Genomic DNA, 18991 nt, shown 5'->3' on the forward strand with positions numbered 1-18991 from the left:
TTGCCCCCTGCTTCTAGAGAATTTGCTGGACTTGGTGGATACCCACCCGCCCCAGCCCACCGAGGTCGAGCTGGAAAGCGCCCTTGTCTTTAACTAAAGCATTAACCGTGCCAATTTGCAGCGCTTCGGCTGACACCGGTTCGTTACCACGGACGGCACTGACCGCAAAACTGTAGCTCCCCGGTGGGGCGACCACCCCGCCGTCGGTCATGCCATCCCAGGTAAAGGCGAAGCTGCCAGCGTCGCGCGCACCGAGGCTCTGGCTCTGCAGCACGTTGCCGTTTGCGCCGAGAATCGACAGGGTCACGTTATCCGCAGGTGCCGATAAATTGACACCACCATTGGCCACGCCGTTGGCCAGGGAGAGGCCTGAACCGGCGACCAGAACGCTCTTGCCGATCAAGGCTGCGGCCTGCACCGCCTGGCCGTCGTTGTAGGTCCCGAGCAAGGTCTCGAGCGTCGTATTGAGCTTTTCGATGCCGGTGACGGTACTGATCTGTGATATCTGCGAGGTCACCGCAGCGTTGTCGAGCGGGTTCAGCGGATCCTGGTTCTTCAACTGCGTCACCAGCAGCTTGAGAAAGCGGTTCTGCACTTCCTCGCTGGTCGAAACCAGCTGGTTGGTGCCCGCTTTGGCCTGCGTGTTGAGCGAAGCCAGGTAGTCGTTGCCTGAAGTGCTGGGTTGTACGGCGGCCATCAGTTTCTCCTCGTGAATTGGACTCTTACTGGCCAAGCGTCAGCGTCTTGAGCAGCAGTTGCTTGGCGGTGTTCATGACCTCGGCGTTGGTCTGGTATGCACGCGACGCCGATATCATGTTGGTCATTTCGTCCACCACGCTGACGTTGGGCATCGTTACGTAGCCCGTTTCGTCGGCGACCGGGTTGCGTGGGTCATAGAGTTTGCGACCGGGACTGCTGTCCTCGACCACCTGTGTGACCCGTACCCCTTGTGCCGCAGCACTGCCCATCGGCGTCGCCGCGAAAACCACCTGTTTGGCGCGATAGGGTTTACCGTCGGAGCCGACCACGCTGTCGGCGTTGGCCAGGTTGCTGGCAACCGCGTTCAGGCGGATTGCCTGGGCGGTCATCGCGCTACCGGCAACATTGAAAGTATTGAGAATGCTCATCTCTTATTGCCCCTGGATCGCAGCCTGCAAGGTTCTGATCCGGCCGGAGAGAAAAGTCACACCGGCCTCGTAGAAGAATGCATTGCCGGCAAACTGAGCCCGCTCGATGTCCATCTCGACGGTGTTGCCGTCGGCGCTTGCTTGCGTCGGCTGGCGATACATCAGCGGCACCGGACCAGCGTCAGCACTCCCTCGGGAATGGCGCGGAGAAGTGGTAGCCAGTTGCAGGCTCCCTTCGCCACGGCCGCTGACGGCATTCTGCAGCGCGGTCGTAAAATCAAAATCACGTGCCTTGTAGTTCGGCGTATCGGCGTTGGCAATATTGCCCGCCAGCACCTGCTGCCGATTGGCGCGCAGACTCAGCGCTTGCTGCTGGAAGGAAAGTGCCTCTTGAATCTTGCTGACCATGATGACCTCGCTTCACACTGTGTTCTTCTAAGGACTGTTCAAGCAATACCCGTGCCACAGCCCATGCATCCTGTCATCAACCGATTCGGGGTCGGATGGTCAGACCGCCAGGGCCGCAATTGCCGGCTCCGCGGCAAATATTGCCGCCAGGGCCGCCAGGCGCCGGCCGCGGGGCTACTTCGCGAGTTCAGCAGAATCAGGCAGAATGGGGCATGTCCATCCTTTACCTTCTCCAGCACCGCGCCGTCTTGCTGAGGCTGTTCCTCGCTCTCCTGGCTATGATCGGCAATGGGGCACACGCCCAGGCTACCCTGTCCGGTGCTGTGGACAGCTATCTGCGTGTCCAGACCCAAGGGCTACCCGGCAAGGTGAGCTACACCGTCGGCCATCTTGACCAGCATGCCCAGGCCGCGCCCTGCAGCACTTTCGAGCCCTTCCTGCCTGCGGGAAGTCGGCTCTGGGGAAGAACGACCGTCGGCGTTCGCTGCCTCGCCCCGACCCCGTGGACAGTCTATGTGCCGGTACAAATCCGTATTTCCGGAAGCTACCTGGTGACCGCCCGGCAGTTGAATCCGGGCCAGATCGTCAGTGCCTCGGACGTGTTCATGCAAAACGGTGATCTCGGGACTCTACCGACCACCATCGTCACCGATCTGGCGCAGGCAGTGGGCAAGACCGTCAGAAACGGCGTCGCAGCCGGCCAGCCACTACGCAGTGACCTGCTGACCGCACCATGGGCTGTTCAGCAGGGACAAAGCGTCAGATTGCTGTCGGCTGGTCGGGGCTTCACGGTCAGCAACGAAGGAAAGGCGCTGAACAACGCCATAGACGGCCAGATTGCCCAGGTTCGGACCGCTTCCGGGCAGGTAGTCAGCGGCGTCGCGCGCGCCGGGGGTATCGTTGAAGTTTCGTATTGACGCCTCTCCGCCCGTATCCGCCAGAAAATGTTAAAGTTCTGCTGTCCTTCGCCGATAGAAGAAGTGAGAGTAATCGTTCAAGGGGCACTACCGTGAAAATCGACAGCACAACAAGCACTGTTGGCAATGTCCATAGCGCGACGCGCACGAGCAGCAGCAGCGTCACCAGACCGGCAGCAGATACCACTACCGACGTTCATCTCAGCGAATTGGCTGCGCAACTGCAGTATTCGGGAGAAGCGCCGGCGTTCGATGCGACCCGCGTTGCCGATATCAAGCAGGCAATCGCCGAAGGTCGGTTCACCATCAATACCGAGGCCATTGCCGACCGACTGATTGCCTCGGCCAGTGAACTCGTCAGCTCGCAACGGCAAAGCTGATTCCCGCAAAAATGACGGCGTCAGATGCAGCCGCATTGGTGAGAACCGTCGACGCCGAAGCCGCCACGGTAGAAGACTTTGTCGCCCTGCTCGAACGTGAGCAGGAAATGCTGGTGAAGGGTCAAGTCGATGATCTGATCGAACTGGTTCGCCAGAAAGACGCCGTCGCTGCGAAACTGGCGACCCTGGCGGCGCAACGCAGCATGTTGCTACGGGCGAGCGGTCTGACTACGGATACGGATGGCACTGGAATGGCCAGCTGGTTCGCGGCGAATCCCGCTGAAGTTCGCGCGCGATCCGCCTGGTCTTCGTTGCTCTCCCTGGCTGGCCAGGCGCGGGAGCTGAATCGGGTGAATGGCGAACTGATTCAGGTGCGCATGCAACACAACGCGCTAGCGCTCGAAACTCTCATGGGCAGCAACGCATCTGCCAATCTGTACGGCCCGGACGGGCAAAAGACCCCGCCCAGCGGTCGCCGCATCAGCGATAGTGCCTAGACGCTAGACGCGTCAGCGCGCTGCTGCCGGCGGCGCGGCGCGTCCCGGCGAGGCCCGATCGGGCTCCACCGTCTGTTGCTCCTGCAGCTGGACCTCGGTTCCCGTTTCCGGAATCTGCGAGTCGATGAGAATCGACACCCGCCGGTTGCGCGCCCGTCCATCGGCCAGAACATTGGGCTCCACCGGACGCGTGTCAGCGTAACCGATTGCCGTCAGGCGCGTGGCGGCTACGCCAGCATCGGCAAACAGGCGCAATACCGTCGTTGCCCGTACTGCCGAAAGCTCCCAGTTCGAAGGGAATTGCGCGTTCTTGATCGGAACGTCGTCGGTGTGGCCCTCGATGGTGATCGGGAAATCGGTGGCAACCAGCACCGCGGCCACCGATTGCATGGCTTTCGCCAAGGGTGGTTGAATCAACGCCTGCCCTGGCGAAAAGAGAATGCTGTCGTTGATTTCTATGGTCACGCCGCGACTGGTTTCAAGAATGCGAACTTTCCCCTGCTCGACCAGCGGCGCCATCACTTCGAGAATCTCTTTGGCCACATTGCGCATCTCCTGACGCTGCTTCTGTCGGACCTTTTCCTGTGTCTTGCTTGCCAGACTCGGCTTCTGCACTGGCGCCGGCGTTGGTATCACCAGCGACAGTTGGCCAACGCTGTTGACCGGAACATTGCGGAAAGCGCTGACCATGGAATCGCTGAGAACGCGATACTTGCCCTCATTCACCGAGGAAAGCGCATACATCACCACGAAGAAGGCAAACAGCAGGGTAATGAAATCTGCGTACGACACCAGCCAGCGCTCGTGATTGTCATGCTCTTCGATGGGCTTTCGACGTGCCATCGACTAGAAGATATAACCCTGGAGGCGGCTTTCGATGATGCGTGGATTATCACCATTGGCGATCCCCACCAGCCCGTCCACGATCATTTCGCGCTGTACGATGAGGCGGTTGATGTGCGCCTTCAACTTGTTGGCGATCGGCAGGTAAACCAGATTGGCCAGGCCAACACCGTAGATCGTTGCCACGAACGCCACCGCGATGCCCGCGCCAAGTTTGGACGGATCGGAAAGATTCTCCATCACCTGAATCAATCCCATCACCGCACCGAGGATGCCGATCGTCGGCGAGTAGCCGCCGGCCGCCTCCCATATTCTGGCGGAGAGCTTCATTTCGTGATCAAAAGTGTTGATCTCGACGTCGAGAACCTCTCGCAGTCTCTCGGGTTCGGCGCCGTCGACCAGCAGCTGAAGCCCCTTGCGCGTGAACTCGTCTTTCAGCTCGTTGACCACTGCGTCCAGCGCCAGCAGGCCTTCCCGCCGTGACACCTGACTCCAGCCGGTAATCTGCTGAATCACCTGCCGCGGATTGACCACCGGGGGCCGCAAGATCCATTTCGCCATCCGGATACCGCGGAGAAACGTGGCATAGGGGCTCTGCAACATGACCGCGCCCAGCGTGCCGCCGACGACGATCAGCAGGGCCGTCGGCTGCGACAGCGATGCCAGGTGCCCCCCTTCGAGAATCTGGCCACCGACAATTGCCAGAAAGCCGAACAGCAAGCCGAGCACGCTGATCCTATCCATCGCGTTGCGCCTTTTTCTGCGGCTTTCCCGCGCCACCGGCCAGGCGGGCACGCAGTCTCATCACCGCCTGGCTGTGCAACTGGCACACCCGTGATTCAGTGATAGCCATGACCTCGCCAATCTCCCTGAGATTGAGATCCTGCTCGTAGTAAAGCGCCATCACCAGTTTTTCGCGCTCCGGGAGAACCGCGATCGCCTCGACCATCGCCTGGCGGAGATTGGCCTCATCGAAGAGCTTCGCCGGATCGGCGCCACCCTCCACCAGATGACGCTCGAGAAAATCCTCGCCGCCCTCGGCCACCAGATCTTCGAGATAAACGAGCTGGTGCCCGCGAGCGTCCTGCAGCATCTGCTGATAATCAGCAAGTGCCATGCCCAGAGAGTCGGCAAGCTCGCTTTCGGTGGGTGCACGGCCGTTTTCCTGTTCCAGTTGAGCAATAGCCACTTCTATGCGCCGACAGCCGCGTCGCAAGCTGCGCGGCAACCAATCGTTCTCACGCAGGCCATCGAGCATTGAGCCGCGCACACGTTGCGCCGCATAAGCTTCAAACTGGGCGCCCATGCCAGTCTCGAAACGGCCAATGGCATCAAGCAGGCCGAGCATGCCGTTCTGCACCAGATCGTCAAGTTGGACGCTGGCAGGCAGGCGCACCATCAGATGGCAAGCGATGCGCTTCACCATCGGGGCGAAGCGCTGGACCAGCTGCTCCTTGTTGATCTGACCAGCAGCGTTATACATGCGTCATTGTAGAGCGATCAGGCGTAGATAGCTGTCGGGTCGATACGTTGGCTCAAGTGTAGCAGTTGTTGCACGAAATGTTCGAGCCCGCCGACGTCAGTCTCGGCTGCTGGCCAGTTGAGCAGACTGCTGGCCAAACCTTGGTACGCCTCGGCCGACGGCGAATCCGGAAACAGCCCGGCAACCGGCTGACAAAGTCGGGAAGCCTGTCGCAGGCGCTCGTCGATCGGCACGTAGCCGGCATAGTCGAGGCAAGCGAGCCGGCGACTGTGCGCCACCTCGGCGAGGTTGTCGTAAACCGCCCGCGCCTCGCCGGCGGCCCGCGCCTTGTTCACCAGGATCCGGAAGTGCTTACGTGAATAGGCCAGGCTGACTTTCTTGATCAGCGCATAGGCCTCGGTAATCGAAGCACCGTTCGGCGAGACGACGATGACCGCCTCGTGCGCGGCAAGACCGAGCGGCGAAAAACCGAGCGGGTGATCAAGTGAACTATCAACCAGCACGACGTCCGCCGGCCGGCCGATCTGCCCAAGGCTCTCGAGCAGGATTCGCTGCTCGGCGGCGCTCAAGCGGGCAAGCTGCTTGATCACTCTGGCCGCCGGCAGGACGCGGACGCCGGGTGCCACCGGCAGGATCACTTCCGACAGCGACTTCTCCCGATCGATCACCTGCTGCAGATCATACCGGGCAAGGGCGCCGAAATAGGCTGCGATGTTGTCGTCAGTATTCTCGTCCACCACCAGCACGTCCTTGCCTTGACGGGCCAGAGAAGCCGCCAGATTGGCCACCAGCACGCTCTTGCCAACGCCAATGCTGCCGGCAGCAAAAGTGACCACTCGCAGTGACGGACGACTAAACAGGCGCCGCAAACCAGCCGCCTGATCTCCCCGAAGCTCAGCCACGATGAGCTCCTCCCGCAGACGCAACGCTCGAAGCGGCGCTGGCCATCATCAAGCCGGGCTCGACACCGGCCAGGCGATGCGGCGAACTCTCGGGCAGGTCCTTGAATGCCCGATGCAGCAGATAGGGGCGATTGGGCAGGTGCAGGTCTTCCGGCACCCGCTGCCCGTTCGAGACGTAGTACAGGCGCAAGCGATGACGGATGATCACATCGACCGAGGCGGCCAGACTGGCGGCTTCGTCCACCTTGGTCAGGATACAACCGGCAAGGCTTTGCAGCCCGCTGTAAGCCTTGACCACATCGTCCAGGGTGTCGCCGCGGCTGGTCGCCGAAAGGACCAGCAGGGACTTGACGTCGTTGTCACCGAACATCGCCACCTGCTCTCGCACCAGGCGGTCGCGCTGGCTCATGCCCATGGTGTCGATCAGGACCATGTGGGTGTGCTGCAGATCCTGCAACGTAGCCCGCAGATCTTCGGCATCCTTGGCCAGATGAACCGAAACGCCAAGGATGCGGCCATAGATTCGCAGCTGTTCGTGGGCACCGATCCGGTAGCCATCCGTCGTCACCAGAGCAAGCTTTCTGGCACCGTGACGCAGCACGCAGCGTGCGGCAAGCTTGGCCGTAGTGGTGGTCTTGCCGACCCCGGTTGGTCCGACCAGCGCATAAATACCGCCACGGTCGACAATGTCGGTCTCGCTGTTGGTGGTCAACATGGCACGGTCTGCGCCGCCTCTCACCCAGGCCAGTGCCTGTCCGACGCCCAGATCACGCGGCAACTCGGCGAGCAACTCGCGCGCAAACTGTGGCGAGAAGCCGGCATCAAGCAGTTGGCGAAGAATCTCGGTCTTGACCGGCTCAACGCGGGCAGACTCTCCCCATGCAAAGCCGGCCAGGTGTTGCTCGACGATCCTTCGCAGACTGCGGATCTCATCCATCACAGCCGCAGGAACCACTTCTGCCTCCGGCTGCGGAGCGCTCCTGGGCTGCGGCGGCGGCAGGTTGACCTGCGACAGGGGTCGCGCCGCGAGCGGCGGCGCTGGACGGGTCGGCGGCACGCCCTGGGCCGACTGTGCTGGCGCCGCCACCTGCGCCCGCGGCTGGCCGCCCGCTACAGCTGCCCGCCCCTTACTCGTCTCGAACAAGTGGCCTGCGGAGTCCTTACCACGTGGCAACGCATCGCGCTCGCCGGTGGGAATGATCATCTCCATGTCCTGAGCGGCAACCGCCATGATTTCGACGCCTCCCGGAATACCGCGATTGGACAGGATGATCGCGTCCGGTCCGAGCGTCTCCTTGACCTTGCGCAATGCGTCCCGCGCCGTCGCGGCAATGAATTTCCTGACGTTCATACCCTGCCCCCGATGATAGAGGTAACTTTGATGATTCTGTTTTCCGGCACTTCACCATGCGCAAGCACCTTCAGCTGCGAGATGCTGCGGCGCAAAAAACGCGACAACAAGGTGCGCAGATTTCCCGGCACCAAGAGGACGGTCGGCAAGCCGATCTCTTCCTGACGCTGGGCTGCGGCAACCGCCTCCCGGACCAGGGTATCGGCCAGACCCGGCTCAATGCTGGTGCCATCGCCGCCGCCGGCGACGGCCTGGAGAAGAATGCGTTCCAGTTGCGGATCAAGTGACATCACCTGCATTTCGGCTACTCCCGGGAAAAGCTCCTGGACGATCGAACGACCCAGCGCAATCCGCACCTGTGCAGTCAGCACCTCGGGATCCTGCGAGTTGGGCGCAACGTCGGCCAGTGTTTCGATGATCGTTCGCATATCGCGAAGGTGAACGCCTTCTTCCAGCAGGTTGCGCAAAACCTTCTGGAAAACGCCGAGCGCCAGCAGCTTGGGCACCACATCCTCGACCAGCTTGGGCATATCCTTGGCCAAATGATCAAGCAGCGCTTGCGTTTCCTGTCGTCCCAGCAGCTCCGCAGCGTGCGAGAGGATCAGCTGATTGAGATGAGTGGCAGTCACCGTACTGGCATCGACGACGGTGTACCCGTAGGCTTGTGCCTGCTCCCGCAGTGCTGTGTCAATCCACACCGCCGGTAGACCGTAGGCGGGATCCTTGGTAACCGTGCCCGCAACCTGCCCGGCCACCCGCCCGGGATTGATTGCCAGCAGGTTCCCCGGAAAGGCTTCTCCCGCGCCTATCTCGACGCCTTTGAGCAGAATCTTGTAGGCATTGGGTTTCAGTTCGAGATTGTCGCGAATGTGAATCGGCGCGACCAGGAACCCCACTTCCTGGGCAAATTTCTTGCGTATGCCCCGGATACGGCGAAGCAGTTCTCCGTCCTGCGCCTTGTCGACCAGAGGAATCAAGCGGTAGCCAACCTCCAGGCCGAGGACGTCGAGGGCCGTGACGTCGGCCCAACTGGCCTCCTGCGCTTCCCGTGCCGCGACCGGGGCCGCGGCCACCGGCAGCGGCGAGGCGACGCGATCCCGTTTCTCCATCCGCCAGGCGATGGTGGCCAGAAGGCTCGCCAGCAGCAGGAAGACAAAATTGGGCATACCGGGAATCAAACCCAGCAAGCCGATGATCGCGGCGGTCAGAAACACCAGCCTCGGATTGTTGAACAACTGCGCGACAAACTGCTGCGAAACATCCTGATCGTCACCGACGCGCGTCACCACCATGCCCGCGGCAATGGAGATGATCAGCGCCGGGATCTGTGCCACCAGGCCATCGCCAATCGTCAACAGGGTGTAGGTCTTGGCCGCCGTGCCGATGTCCAGGCCGTGCTGGAGCACGCCGACGAACAGGCCACCAACAACGTTGATCAACATGATCAGGATGCCGGCGACCGCGTCGCCGCGAACAAACTTCGACGCACCGTCCATCGACCCGAAGAAATCCGCCTCCTGGGCTATCGTCGTACGGCGCTGACGTGCGTCATCCTCACCGATCAGGCCAGCGTTGAGGTCCGCATCGATCGCCATCTGCTTGCCTGGCATGGCGTCAAGGGTGAACCGTGCCGCCACTTCGGCGACCCGTCCGGCACCCTTGGTGATGACGACGAAATTGATAATCACCAGAATGGTGAACACGACGAGGCCTACCGCATAATTACCGCCGACCAGAAAGTGCCCGAACGCCTCGATGACCTGTCCTGCCGCCCCGGGACCGGTATGTCCGTCGAGCAGAACAACCCGCGTCGATGCCACATTGAGGGACAGCCGCAGAAGCGTCGTGACCAGCAGCACCGTCGGAAAAACGGAGAAATCCAGCGGCTTCATCACGCTCATCGCGACCAGCATGACGATCACCGAAATGGCAATGTTGAAGGTGAAGAAGAGATCCAGTGCAAAAGGCGGCAATGGCAACACCATCATCGCCAGGATCGCCAGAATCAACACCGGGCCGGCCAGTTGCCGGTGGCCAAAACGAACGAAGAGGCCCTGCAGCGCCAGCACGCCGGCGTTAGCCATGCACCTCCTCCGTGATCAATTCGACCGGAACGGCAATCTCCCTCGGCGGTTGCGGATACCGGCCGCCCGCCTCGCGCCAGCTGTTCAACTGATAGACATAGGCCAGCACCTCGGCAACCGCTGCGTAGAGCGCCGCGGGGATTTCCTGGTCGAGTTCCGCATGGCGATAGAGCGCTCGCGCCAGAGGAGCGGCTTCGACCGTTGGCACACCGTTCTGCGCGCCGACTTCACGTATCTTGAGGGCAATCTCACCGGCCCCCTTGGCCAACAGCTTCGGCGCCCCCATGCCACTCTTGTAGGCCAGCGCCACGGCGTAATGGGTCGGATTGGTGACAATCACGTCGGCTGCCGGCACCGCGGCCATCATCCGTTTGCGAGCCGCCTCGCGCTGCAACTGGCGGATGCGGCCCTTGATCTCGGGGTTCCCCTCAAGCTCCTTGCCTTCCTGCTTGACTTCCTGGCGACTCATCTTGAGCTTGTCGTGGTACTGCCAGATTTGGAACGGCACGTCCACGACAACGATCAGCAGCATCGCCGAAACGATCACCAGAAAGCTGAAGCTGAGCAAATGAGCAGCGCTCGACAAACCGACCTCGATCGATTGCGCGAACATGTCCAGCAGACCACCGCTCTCATTCCAAAGAACCCAGACCGCGACGCCACCGATCAAGGACGATTTGACCACCGCCTTGATCAGCTCCACCAGCCCGCTCCAGGAAACGATGCGGGACAGGCCCTTGAGCGGATTCAGACGACTGACGTCCGGTTGCAGGGCCTTTGGCGAAAAATTCCAGCTGCCGACAAAAAACGGCGACAGCAGCGCGGCGGCGATCAGCGCGCCAAACAGCGGTGCGAACGAGAGCATGGCATCGACCGAGATATCGGCCAGCCGAACCAGCATCAGTGCCGGCTCGCGTGCCAGAGCCTGGTCGACCACCAGACCACGGCGAAAGATCCCTGACACCCGCTCGACGATCCATGGACCGACCAACCAGAATGCTGCCGCGCCAACGAGCAGAATCAGGAACGTGCCGACCTCCCGCGAGCGCGGGACCTGCCCCTCCTCGCGTGCCTGCTCAAGACGCCTTGCTGACGCCGTTTCGGTTTTTTCGAGGTCGCTTTCCTCAGCCATTTCGAGCTTCCAGTGTACTCGTGGCTATTATAGGAAAAAACTTTAATAAATAGGGCAGTATGAGATGTTATTTAGGCCAATTCTCGGATAGTGGCACAAGAGCAACAGTTCTCCCGGCAACGAAAAAACGAACAGGGGGCCGTAGCCCCCTGCAAAAAACTGCCTGGCTGACGCCAGTCTTCTACGCGGAGAATGCCAGCGCCCTCGGCGGAGCACTGCGTGCTTCACTCTCACTAGGGGCGGCCAGATCGGTAAGCAGTTCCTTCAGATCCAGGATCAGGACGATCTGACCGTTCGAGAGGGTCGTCACGCCAGCCACGCCACGCGGGCGGAAATCAACAAGCGCCTTGATCACCGCATCATCGCGGCCGGCAAAGTCGTCGACCGCGAGAATGAAACTGCGCTCCGCGGTCTGCATCAACACCCCGTACTCGGCCGGCTGCAGCTGCGGCCAGCCAAGCAAACGCGAGAGCGCAATCACCGGCAGGATCTCGCCACGGACAACCATCGTCTCCCGACCACCCACTTCCTGCATTCGTTCGTGGTCGATTGGCAGGATTTCCCTGACCATCGAGAGGGGCAGCGCGAAGGGCTGATCACCCAGCAGAACGAGCAGGACCGGCAGAATCGCCAGCGTCAGCGGTAGATGAATGACGAATATGGAACCCTTGCCGAGTTCGGAACGGATCTCGATGGAACCGTTCAGTTTCTGGATATTGGTCTTCACCACGTCCATGCCAACGCCACGGCCTGATACCGCCGACGCCTGCGCCATGGTCGAAAAACCGGGCAGAAAGACCAGATTGAGGCTCTGCCGCTCATCCAGCGCATTAGCCTCCTCTTCGCTGATGATGTTCTTCTCGATCGCTTTCGCCCGGATGCGCTCAGGACTCATCCCACGGCCGTCGTCGGCAATCGTCAGCACGATGTGATCGCCCTCCTGGCGCGCTTCCAGGCGGACAACGCTCTTCACCGGCTTGCCGGCTGCTTCCCGCTCCTCAGGCGACTCCACACCATGATCGACAGCGTTGCGAATCAGGTGAACCAGCGGATCGGCGAGATCCTCGATCATCGTTTTGTCGACTTCGGTCTCTTCGCCGACCAGCACCAACTCGACGTCCTTGCCCAACTGCCGCGCCAGATCACGCGCAATACGCGGGTATTTCTGGAACAAGCGGCCAATCGGCTGCATCCGCGTCTTCATCACCGAGTTCTGCAGATCGGAAACCAGCAGGTCGAGCTGGCTGACCGCCTGGTCGAGCGCCTGCAAGGTCTCGGTGTCGTTTCTGCCGGCGAGGATGTCAGCGCGCAGGCTGGTCAGCCGGTTCTTCGTCAAGCCGATCTCACCGGACAGGTTGAGCACCTGATCCAGGCGCGCAGTATCCACCCTGATCGTCGTCTCGCGCGGGGCAGCTTTCTCTTCCGCACGCCGACCGGCGCTGACACCGCCCGCCACGGCCCCTGGCTTGTCCGTAGCGCGGCGTCCTTCGGGCGGGAAATGCGGCTGCAGTGCGGCCAGATCAACCCCGGCGGCAGGCGCAGCAACGGTGCCAGGGGCCGTCACAGGTACGGAAGCCGCCGTCTGGCCAAGCAACGCCTGATGCAACAGGTGCCAATCGGGATCGGTAGCCGGCGCCGCAGCAGCCGGTGCGGCGCCGGCTACGCGAGCCTGAGGCAGCGCCTCCTTGATCGCCTTGTCCGTCGGCTGCCCGGCCGCCGGCGTGCCGAGACGCTCTTCGACGCCCTCCAGCGCAGCTCGCAAGCTGGCCGTGACCTGATGCTCAGCCGGGGCGGGCTGTCTGCCCTGGGCGATCTCGCCAAACATGTTACGAACGCCCTGGGTAGCGGCCATGATGGTATCCATCAAAGCTGGCGTAAGCGTCCTCTCGGCGTTTCTGAGCTTGTCGAACAGGTTCTCGGTCAGGTGACAGAGGGTTACCAGTTCGCTGGCATTGAGAAATCCGGCGCCGCCCTTGATCGTGTGAAAGCCCCGGAAAATATCGTTGAGCAAACGACCGTCATCCGGATATTTTTCGAGATCAACGAGCTTGTTGTCGACATCCGACAGCAGGTCACCGGCTTCCTGCAGGAAATCCTGCAGGAGGTCTTCCATCCCGGCAAAATCACTCATCTTGCACCCCCTAGAATCCGAGGCTGCCGAGCAGGTCATCGACCTGCTGCTGCGTAGCCACGACATCACTGCGACCCTCGGCGTTGATTACCGGCCCGTTGAGCAAACTCATCACCGATTCGGTGCGCCGCTCGCCGGGCATGGTCTCGATCAGCACCCCCATCAGTTGCGCCTCCAGTTCCTGCGCCACGGCAATCGTCTTCTTGATCACCTGCCCGGTAAGATCCTGAAAATCCTGCGCCATCATGATCTCGAGCAGCTGTGCTTTGGTTGCCCCGGTCTTCTGCGGCAAGCCTTCTTTCAGGAAAGTGCGTGTCTCTTCAGCCAGACGCTTGAACTCATCAACACTCATCTGATTGGCATACAACGCATCCCACCGCCCCGCCAGGGCCGCCGAACTTACCTCCAACTCGTCTTGCAGCGGATTGGCAAGGTCGGTTGCATTCAATACCTTGCACGCCGCCTGCTCGGTGAGCGTGGCGACGTAATTGAGGCGGTCCGCGGCATCCGGCAAGGCAGCAACGGCACTGTCGAGGAGTTGGTGATAGCCGAGCTCGCCGAGCGTGTCATGCAGCTGTCTGGCCATCTGGCCGACGCGCTGAAACACCTTGTCGTTGACGTTCGCTTCTTGCCCGGCGGGGGACGACTCCTGGTCTGCTGGCGCAGAGTCAGTGCGCTGAGCCGAGACTACCGCCTCGAACAAGGCCTGCAATTCGTCGCTATCGTCCACTTCCCCCTGGACCTCGCGCAACTGCTGCATCAGCGACGGCTTGGCCGCTGCGGTCGGCGCCGGCGGTAGGGTCGAGGCAACTTCCAAGCTGATGCTATCGAACAGTGCCTCGAGTTCGCTCGAGTCCCCGGACGTATTCGAATCGCTCATCTCAGCCACCCATCTTGTCAAAAATCTTTTGCAGCTTCTCGGCGAGTGTTGCTGCAGTGAAAGGCTTGACGATGTAGCCGCTTGCCCCGGCTTGTGCTGCGGCAATGATGTTTTCCTTTTTGGCCTCAGCGGTAATCATCATCACTGGCAGGTGCTTGAGCGCCGGGGTGCTACGAATCGCCTGCAGCAGTTGCAGTCCATCCATGTTCGGCATGTTCCAGTCGGTCACTACGAACTCGAACCCCCCAGCAGTCAGCTTCTGGAGCGCGATCGCCCCATCTTCCGCCTCATCGACATTGGAGAAACCCAGTTCCTTGAGGAGATTCCGGACAATGCGCCGCATCGTCGAAAAATCGTCCACCACCAGAATTCTCAGCTTCGGATCAGCCATTCTTTACTCCTATTCTTTCTTTCAGTGCTCGAGCAGGGGGCGCAGGGTGTCGGCGAGGACTTCCGCGTCGAATTTTCCGACGTAGGCGTCAACACCAACCGCCTTACCCATGGCATGGTTGGCCTCCGACGATAACGATGAATGCATCACCACCGGAATACCCTCAAAACGCCTATCGCTCTTGATGTTCTTGGTCAGGACGTAACCGTCCATCTCCGGCATTTCTGCGTCGACCAGAATCAGGCGGACCTCCTCGCGCACCCCTTTCCCGGTCTGGCTGGCGTGCGCAGCGATTCCCTGCAAGCGACTCCACGCTTCGGCACCGTTGGTCGCATACTTGTGCTTGACACCCAGTTTATCGAGCACCTCGGCGATCTTCCGCCGGGCGACAATCGAGTCATCCGCGAAGAATATGCTGACATCCTCGCCAACCTTGGCTGGCTGAATATCGACGATGATCGCCTCGCCAAAGGCGTTGGCCAGAATCTGCTCGACATCGAGAATCGATACCAGCTTGCCGTCGTCGAGTTCGGTAATCGCGGTGATCAGACCCTGGTTGGCGGACAGGACGCTTTCGGGAGCCTTTACTCGCTCCCAGTCGACACGGATGATCCGATCCACCTCGTGCACCAGAAAGCCGAGGGTTCGCTTGGAGTACTCGGCCACCATCATCGTCTTGCCGTACTCACGGGGTTGGTCCTTGTGCTCCAGGAAGGAGAGCAAGGACAACACCGGGATGACGTTGCCGCGCAGGGAAATCAGGCCTTCGACCCCGCGTGGCATATTCGGTGTCTTGGTAATGTGCGGCGTGAGTCCAACCTCGCGCACCTTGAAGACGTTGATCCCGAAGGTCTCACGCGTTCCGAGGGAGAACAGCAGAATCTCCATCTTGTTGGAACCCGCCAGGCGGGTCCTCGCGTCGATTCCCTCAAGCAGGTCTTTCCTTTCAGCCACATCCATCGTATCGCTCCAGATAAATCGCGAGATCAGCTCAACTGCAGCGCGGGGACAGCACCGATCAGTCTTCGCGCCAGCGTTTCCGACAAGCGTTGCGGCTCGAACTTGGGCACATACTCATCAACGCCAACGGACTTGCCAAGTTGCTGGTTCGACATCCCCGACAAAGACGAATGCATGATCACCGGTACACCAGCAAAGCGAGCGTCGGATTTGATCTTCTTGGTCAGAATGTAACCATCCATCTCGGGCATTTCGATGTCCGTCAGTACCAGACTGACCAGATCGCTCACGTCCTGCCCGGCGGCTTGCGCGCACGCCGCCACCTTCTCGAGCTCGTCCCAGGCGTCGCGACCATTGATCGCCGCCACGTATTTTACGTCCATCGCCTCCAGCGTCCGCTGGATCTGCTTGCGCGCGACCGCCGAGTCGTCGGCAAAATACACCGTCAGTTGGGGATTGCCGATCGGTTTGATGTTGCGGTAGACGGTCTCGTCGTCGTACTTGGTGGTCTCCGACAAGATCTTCTCGACATCCATCAACATCACCAGCCGGCCATCCGGCAACTCGGTGACCGCGGTAACCAGGCCACCCATCTCGGCCATCAGCATCGCTGGCGGCACCCGCATCTGACTCCAGTCGAGGCGCAGAATGGTGTCCACCCCCTCGACCAGAAAACCCTGCGTGTGGCCGGCGTACTCGGTGACGATCATGATCGAGCGCGGCGCCTCGGTGTCCACCCGCGCATAACGCGTCAGATCGACCACCGGTACCAGAATGCCGCGCAGACTGACCATCCCTTCCACTGACGCCGGCATGTCGGGGGCCGCCGTAATCAGCGGCGTCCGCATCACCTCGCGGACCTTGAAGACATTGATACCGAAAGTCTCTTGTCGCCCGGTACGCGCATCCATGCCGAGAGAGAACAACAGGATCTCCAGCTTGTTGGTCCCCGCCAGTTTGGTACGGGCATCGATGTTCTTCAGTAACTCTGACATTGCTCTTTTCCCTCGCGCAAGAACCAGCACACGCTTTACCCCGGAAATCCCGATCAAACAGGCATCACCGCGGCGTGATCGACCAGCGGGCAGCCAAACCCAGATACCGGCTCAGACTTCGGTCTTGTAGCCAATGCGGAAACCACCCCAGTGTCGGCCCTTGACATGAATCGGTGCCGAGATGTCATGCACCACCTCGCCGGTATCACGCCGGTAAGTCTGCAGCAGAAAGGGCTGCTGGTGACTGCCGGTGCGCTTGCCGACCGGATCATCGAAGACACGCTTGGTACGGTTATTCACGAAATCGACTTTCTCGTTGCCTGTCAACGGCTGCGAAAACTTGCGGTTGTGGGTCGGAACATAGGCGTTGCGATCGATCGCAATTGCGTAGATGGCCCATTTGTACTGCTCCAACACCGCTTCCTGCAGTGGCGCCACGCTCTGATCAGTGAAATCGTCGAAGCGGCTCTTGAACTTCTGCGGCCGGGTGTTTGAGATCGGCTGGTAGCGGTCATCGAACAGGTCGTCGATCTTGATCTTGCCCGTATCGACGGCTTTGTCGAAAATCTGGCCAATCCCTGCCGCCGCCTGCTTGACGATTTCCGGCATTCTGGCATGGGTGGCCAAGGCCTGCTCACCCAGCGCGCCGAGCTTGAACACGTTACTGATTTCCCGGAGATTCTCGGCCAGGCATTCAACGTGATCGACAGCTGCCAGGGTCTCGGTTGCCACGGCGTTGTTGGCGTCGGCCATGTCCTTGATCCCGCGAACATGGTCGGCAATCCTCTGCCCGGTTCGACTCTGCTGCGCGACGGCGGCCGTGATCGCATCGACTTTCTCCATCGTTGCCCGCGCGCCGCTATTGATGCGCTCGAGCGACTCAGCCGCCTGCTGTGCAAGCTCCGCGCCGTTGCGCGCCTGCCCGCTACCGGCCTCGATACTGGTAATCGCACTCTGCGTCTCGCCCTGAATCGCCGAAATCATCTGACTGATTTCGCCAGTCGCCTGCGATGTCCGTTCGGCCAGCTTGCGCACCTCGTCGGCGACGACGGCAAAACCGCGCCCCTGGTCACCGGCGCGCGCGGCCTCGATCGCCGCATTGAGCGCCAGCAAGTTGGTCTGGTCAGCAATTTCGCGAATCGTCTGGACGATGCCACTGATAGCCTTCGACCGCTCACCGAGCGCGCAAACAACCTTCGCTGACTGGGTCACCGAGGCGGCGATCAGCTCCATTTCTGCCGACGCACTGTGCACGATCTTCATGCCATCGGTCGACAAGCTGTTCGAGGTCTCCGCAATGTCCGCCGTTTCACCGGCACTCTGGCTCACCTGATCCATGTTGTCGGTCAACTCGCCCATCGCGCTGGCGGTAGCCACAGCGGCGTCACGCTGCTTGTTCGACCCCGAAGCGACACGGTTGGCATCGCCCATCAGCTGTTTGGAAGCGTTGGCGACCTCGACCGCGTTGAACAGGACCTTGCCGACGATGGTCGAAAAACTCCCGATCAAGCGATTGAAATCGGTCGTCAGGGCCGCGATTTCATCGCTTCCCTGCTCCGGCGCACGCTTGGTCAGGTCGCCGTCCGCATACATGCCGGCGATCACCTCCCGCAGGGAATTCAAACGACCGACGAGGCTCTTTTCGAGCAGCAGACCGAGTACGAGAGAGATCACCACCAGGACACCGAGGGCAAGAAGCCAGCCATTTACGCCACCACCGAATACGCCATTACCCAACCAGCCGGCCAACGCCGCCGCCATGACCTGAAGCAGCATTGCTGCACGAATCTTCCACGCGACTCCGCCCATCTTCGCTCCTCCTCATTATTATTGGCCACCTCACCACTACGATGGTCTACGACATAAGTTACCTGTTCTTTAGCGTTTGCGGTGAACTAGTTCCCTGCCGCACAGTGCGCGCCAACTTGATGCCCGATAAGTAGTGGCGCCATCCCCCGGGGCGACAACATGCACCGCATCGGGCCTATGGCCGATCAGTTCGGTTGGCGTATCTTGTCGTCGACGATCTCCTCAAGACGATCTGCGTTGGCGGCAATGCCAAACGGCGCGAAGGCAAGCATCCGCATCATCGACAGCAAAATGAACGCCAAGCTGATCGAACCGTGTGATCATGTTTCTTGCCAGAGGCATCGAACAAGCCCACCAATACAAGCCAGACAGCAGCCTTCCTTATCTAATTTAACCGGCAAACCGCTGAGACATGCCGCGTATCCCCGGACCAACTGGCGGACTGCAGCGACGACCTCGTTGCATAGCTCATCAGCCCCCAACAACAATTATCGGCACGAAAAAGAAGAACTTTAGGCCGGCCGCCGACATTTGTTATCGGCCGCCCCGGCCGGGCGGGCCGGCCCGCCCGGCAACGGCCCTAACGGTCATGAACTGTCGGGACACCCCCGATAATGAAAGTCATGCCCGTTTCCCTCATCCCCGGCCCTTGGCAACCAGAAAACGCTTGACGTCAAACACGGTTGCTTCTCCCGCGCGGG

At 60.8% G+C, this 18991-nt stretch carries 19 protein-coding genes; 3 read left to right on the top strand and 16 right to left on the bottom strand.

Translation table 11 applies throughout. The features are described from left to right. Positions 1–13: 13 nt before the first annotated feature. From RUW20_RS13415 to flgB, 3 genes are read right to left on the bottom strand one after another with little or no spacing between them, the layout of a single operon-like run. Positions 14–697 carry a flagellar hook assembly protein FlgD gene (locus tag RUW20_RS13415; RefSeq protein WP_313952740.1) on the bottom strand — a complete coding sequence of 228 codons (684 nt, stop codon included), beginning with the start codon at positions 695–697 and terminating at the stop codon, positions 14–16. A gap of 25 nt (positions 698–722) precedes the next feature. Further along, entirely contained in the window at positions 723–1127 is a 405-nt protein-coding gene (flgC, locus tag RUW20_RS13420; RefSeq protein ID WP_313952741.1) for a flagellar basal body rod protein FlgC, read from the bottom strand. A gap of 3 nt (positions 1128–1130) precedes the next feature. Next, positions 1131–1535, bottom strand: coding sequence for a flagellar basal body rod protein FlgB (gene flgB / locus RUW20_RS13425; RefSeq protein WP_313952742.1), 405 nt, complete (start codon positions 1533–1535; stop codon positions 1131–1133). A 212-nt stretch (positions 1536–1747) separates the two neighbouring features. Between flgB and flgA the strand changes: the two genes are divergently transcribed. The 3 genes from flgA to RUW20_RS13440 all read left to right on the top strand — a co-directional run bounded on the left by flgA (position 1748) and on the right by RUW20_RS13440 (position 3329). Further along, positions 1748–2452, top strand: coding sequence for a flagellar basal body P-ring formation chaperone FlgA (flgA, locus tag RUW20_RS13430; RefSeq protein ID WP_313952743.1), 705 nt, complete (start codon positions 1748–1750; stop codon positions 2450–2452). A gap of 92 nt (positions 2453–2544) precedes the next feature. Continuing rightward, positions 2545–2832 (top strand): flagellar biosynthesis anti-sigma factor FlgM, encoded by a 288-nt coding sequence (gene flgM / locus RUW20_RS13435; protein WP_313952744.1) that lies wholly within the window; start codon positions 2545–2547, stop codon positions 2830–2832. A gap of 38 nt (positions 2833–2870) precedes the next feature. After that, the gene (locus RUW20_RS13440; RefSeq protein ID WP_409559366.1) at positions 2871–3329 is read left to right on the top strand and encodes a flagella synthesis protein FlgN; all 459 of its coding nucleotides are present in this window, start codon (positions 2871–2873) and stop codon (positions 3327–3329) included. Positions 3330–3341: 12 nt separating this feature from the next. On the opposite strand, the gene motD is transcribed toward RUW20_RS13440, so the two are convergent. The 13 genes from motD to RUW20_RS13505 all read right to left on the bottom strand — a co-directional run bounded on the left by motD (position 3342) and on the right by RUW20_RS13505 (position 18290). Beyond that, on the bottom strand, positions 3342–4172 hold the full coding sequence (motD, locus tag RUW20_RS13445) for a flagellar motor protein MotD (RefSeq protein WP_313952746.1): 831 nt from the start codon (positions 4170–4172) through the stop codon (positions 3342–3344). Positions 4173–4175: 3 nt separating this feature from the next. Continuing rightward, a complete protein-coding gene (locus tag RUW20_RS13450; RefSeq protein ID WP_313952747.1) occupies positions 4176–4916 on the bottom strand; it encodes a flagellar motor protein in 741 nt (246 codons plus the stop codon). Beyond that, on the bottom strand, positions 4909–5655 hold the full coding sequence (locus RUW20_RS13455) for an RNA polymerase sigma factor FliA (protein WP_313952748.1): 747 nt from the start codon (positions 5653–5655) through the stop codon (positions 4909–4911). Before RUW20_RS13455 ends, RUW20_RS13450 begins: the two co-directional genes overlap by 8 nt. Positions 5656–5672: 17 nt before the next feature. Next, the gene (locus RUW20_RS13460; protein WP_313952749.1) at positions 5673–6557 is read right to left on the bottom strand and encodes an AAA family ATPase; all 885 of its coding nucleotides are present in this window, start codon (positions 6555–6557) and stop codon (positions 5673–5675) included. Beyond that, entirely contained in the window at positions 6550–7908 is a 1359-nt protein-coding gene (flhF, locus tag RUW20_RS13465; RefSeq protein WP_313952750.1) for a flagellar biosynthesis protein FlhF, read from the bottom strand. The genes RUW20_RS13460 and flhF overlap by 8 nt, the downstream gene beginning before the upstream one ends. Next, complete coding sequence (gene flhA, locus RUW20_RS13470; RefSeq protein WP_313952751.1) at positions 7905–9992, bottom strand: flagellar biosynthesis protein FlhA; 2088 nt, start codon at positions 9990–9992, stop codon at positions 7905–7907. Before flhA ends, flhF begins: the two co-directional genes overlap by 4 nt. After that, positions 9985–11124 (bottom strand): flagellar biosynthesis protein FlhB, encoded by a 1140-nt coding sequence (gene flhB / locus RUW20_RS13475; protein ID WP_313952752.1) that lies wholly within the window; start codon positions 11122–11124, stop codon positions 9985–9987. Before flhB ends, flhA begins: the two co-directional genes overlap by 8 nt. 181 nt (positions 11125–11305) lie before the next feature. After that, on the bottom strand, positions 11306–13255 hold the full coding sequence (locus RUW20_RS13480; RefSeq protein WP_313952753.1) for a chemotaxis protein CheA: 1950 nt from the start codon (positions 13253–13255) through the stop codon (positions 11306–11308). Between the two features lie 10 nt (positions 13256–13265). Then, positions 13266–14135: a protein phosphatase CheZ gene (gene cheZ / locus RUW20_RS13485; protein WP_313952754.1), complete on the bottom strand. Its 870-nt coding sequence runs from the start codon at positions 14133–14135 to the stop codon at positions 13266–13268. 1 nt (position 14136) lies between these two features. After that, complete coding sequence (gene cheY, locus RUW20_RS13490; RefSeq protein ID WP_313952755.1) at positions 14137–14526, bottom strand: chemotaxis response regulator CheY; 390 nt, start codon at positions 14524–14526, stop codon at positions 14137–14139. Between the two features lie 21 nt (positions 14527–14547). Next, a complete protein-coding gene (locus RUW20_RS13495) occupies positions 14548–15486 on the bottom strand; it encodes a chemotaxis protein (RefSeq protein WP_313952756.1) in 939 nt (312 codons plus the stop codon). A gap of 26 nt (positions 15487–15512) precedes the next feature. Continuing rightward, positions 15513–16481, bottom strand: coding sequence for a chemotaxis protein (locus RUW20_RS13500; RefSeq protein WP_313952757.1), 969 nt, complete (start codon positions 16479–16481; stop codon positions 15513–15515). A 111-nt stretch (positions 16482–16592) separates the two neighbouring features. Then, the gene (locus tag RUW20_RS13505) at positions 16593–18290 is read right to left on the bottom strand and encodes a methyl-accepting chemotaxis protein (protein ID WP_313952758.1); all 1698 of its coding nucleotides are present in this window, start codon (positions 18288–18290) and stop codon (positions 16593–16595) included. Positions 18291–18991: the final 701 nt, after the last annotated feature.

The organism is Accumulibacter sp. (assembly GCF_032229525.1).
In the GTDB taxonomy this organism is placed as follows: Bacteria; Pseudomonadota; Gammaproteobacteria; order Burkholderiales; family Rhodocyclaceae; genus Accumulibacter.

Bases quoted from the DNA above. Each gene is read 5' to 3' on its own strand.
- RUW20_RS13415 (WP_313952740.1), bottom strand. From the start codon at position 697: ATGGCCGCCGTACAACCCAGCACTTCAGGCAACGACTACCTGGCTTCG.
- flgC (WP_313952741.1), bottom strand. From the start codon at position 1,127: ATGAGCATTCTCAATACTTTCAATGTTGCCGGTAGCGCGATGACCGCC.
- flgB (WP_313952742.1), bottom strand. From the start codon at position 1,535: ATGGTCAGCAAGATTCAAGAGGCACTTTCCTTCCAGCAGCAAGCGCTG.
- flgA (WP_313952743.1), top strand. From the start codon at position 1,748: ATGTCCATCCTTTACCTTCTCCAGCACCGCGCCGTCTTGCTGAGGCTG.
- motD (WP_313952746.1), bottom strand. From the start codon at position 4,172: ATGGCACGTCGAAAGCCCATCGAAGAGCATGACAATCACGAGCGCTGG.
- RUW20_RS13450 (WP_313952747.1), bottom strand. From the start codon at position 4,916: ATGGATAGGATCAGCGTGCTCGGCTTGCTGTTCGGCTTTCTGGCAATT.
- RUW20_RS13455 (WP_313952748.1), bottom strand. From the start codon at position 5,655: ATGTATAACGCTGCTGGTCAGATCAACAAGGAGCAGCTGGTCCAGCGC.
- flhF (WP_313952750.1), bottom strand. From the start codon at position 7,908: ATGAACGTCAGGAAATTCATTGCCGCGACGGCGCGGGACGCATTGCGC.
- flhA (WP_313952751.1), bottom strand. From the start codon at position 9,992: ATGGCTAACGCCGGCGTGCTGGCGCTGCAGGGCCTCTTCGTTCGTTTT.
- flhB (WP_313952752.1), bottom strand. From the start codon at position 11,124: ATGGCTGAGGAAAGCGACCTCGAAAAAACCGAAACGGCGTCAGCAAGG.
- RUW20_RS13480 (WP_313952753.1), bottom strand. From the start codon at position 13,255: ATGAGTGATTTTGCCGGGATGGAAGACCTCCTGCAGGATTTCCTGCAG.
- cheZ (WP_313952754.1), bottom strand. From the start codon at position 14,135: ATGAGCGATTCGAATACGTCCGGGGACTCGAGCGAACTCGAGGCACTG.
- cheY (WP_313952755.1), bottom strand. From the start codon at position 14,526: ATGGCTGATCCGAAGCTGAGAATTCTGGTGGTGGACGATTTTTCGACG.
- RUW20_RS13495 (WP_313952756.1), bottom strand. From the start codon at position 15,486: ATGGATGTGGCTGAAAGGAAAGACCTGCTTGAGGGAATCGACGCGAGG.
- RUW20_RS13500 (WP_313952757.1), bottom strand. From the start codon at position 16,481: ATGTCAGAGTTACTGAAGAACATCGATGCCCGTACCAAACTGGCGGGG.
- RUW20_RS13505 (WP_313952758.1), bottom strand. From the start codon at position 18,290: ATGGGCGGAGTCGCGTGGAAGATTCGTGCAGCAATGCTGCTTCAGGTC.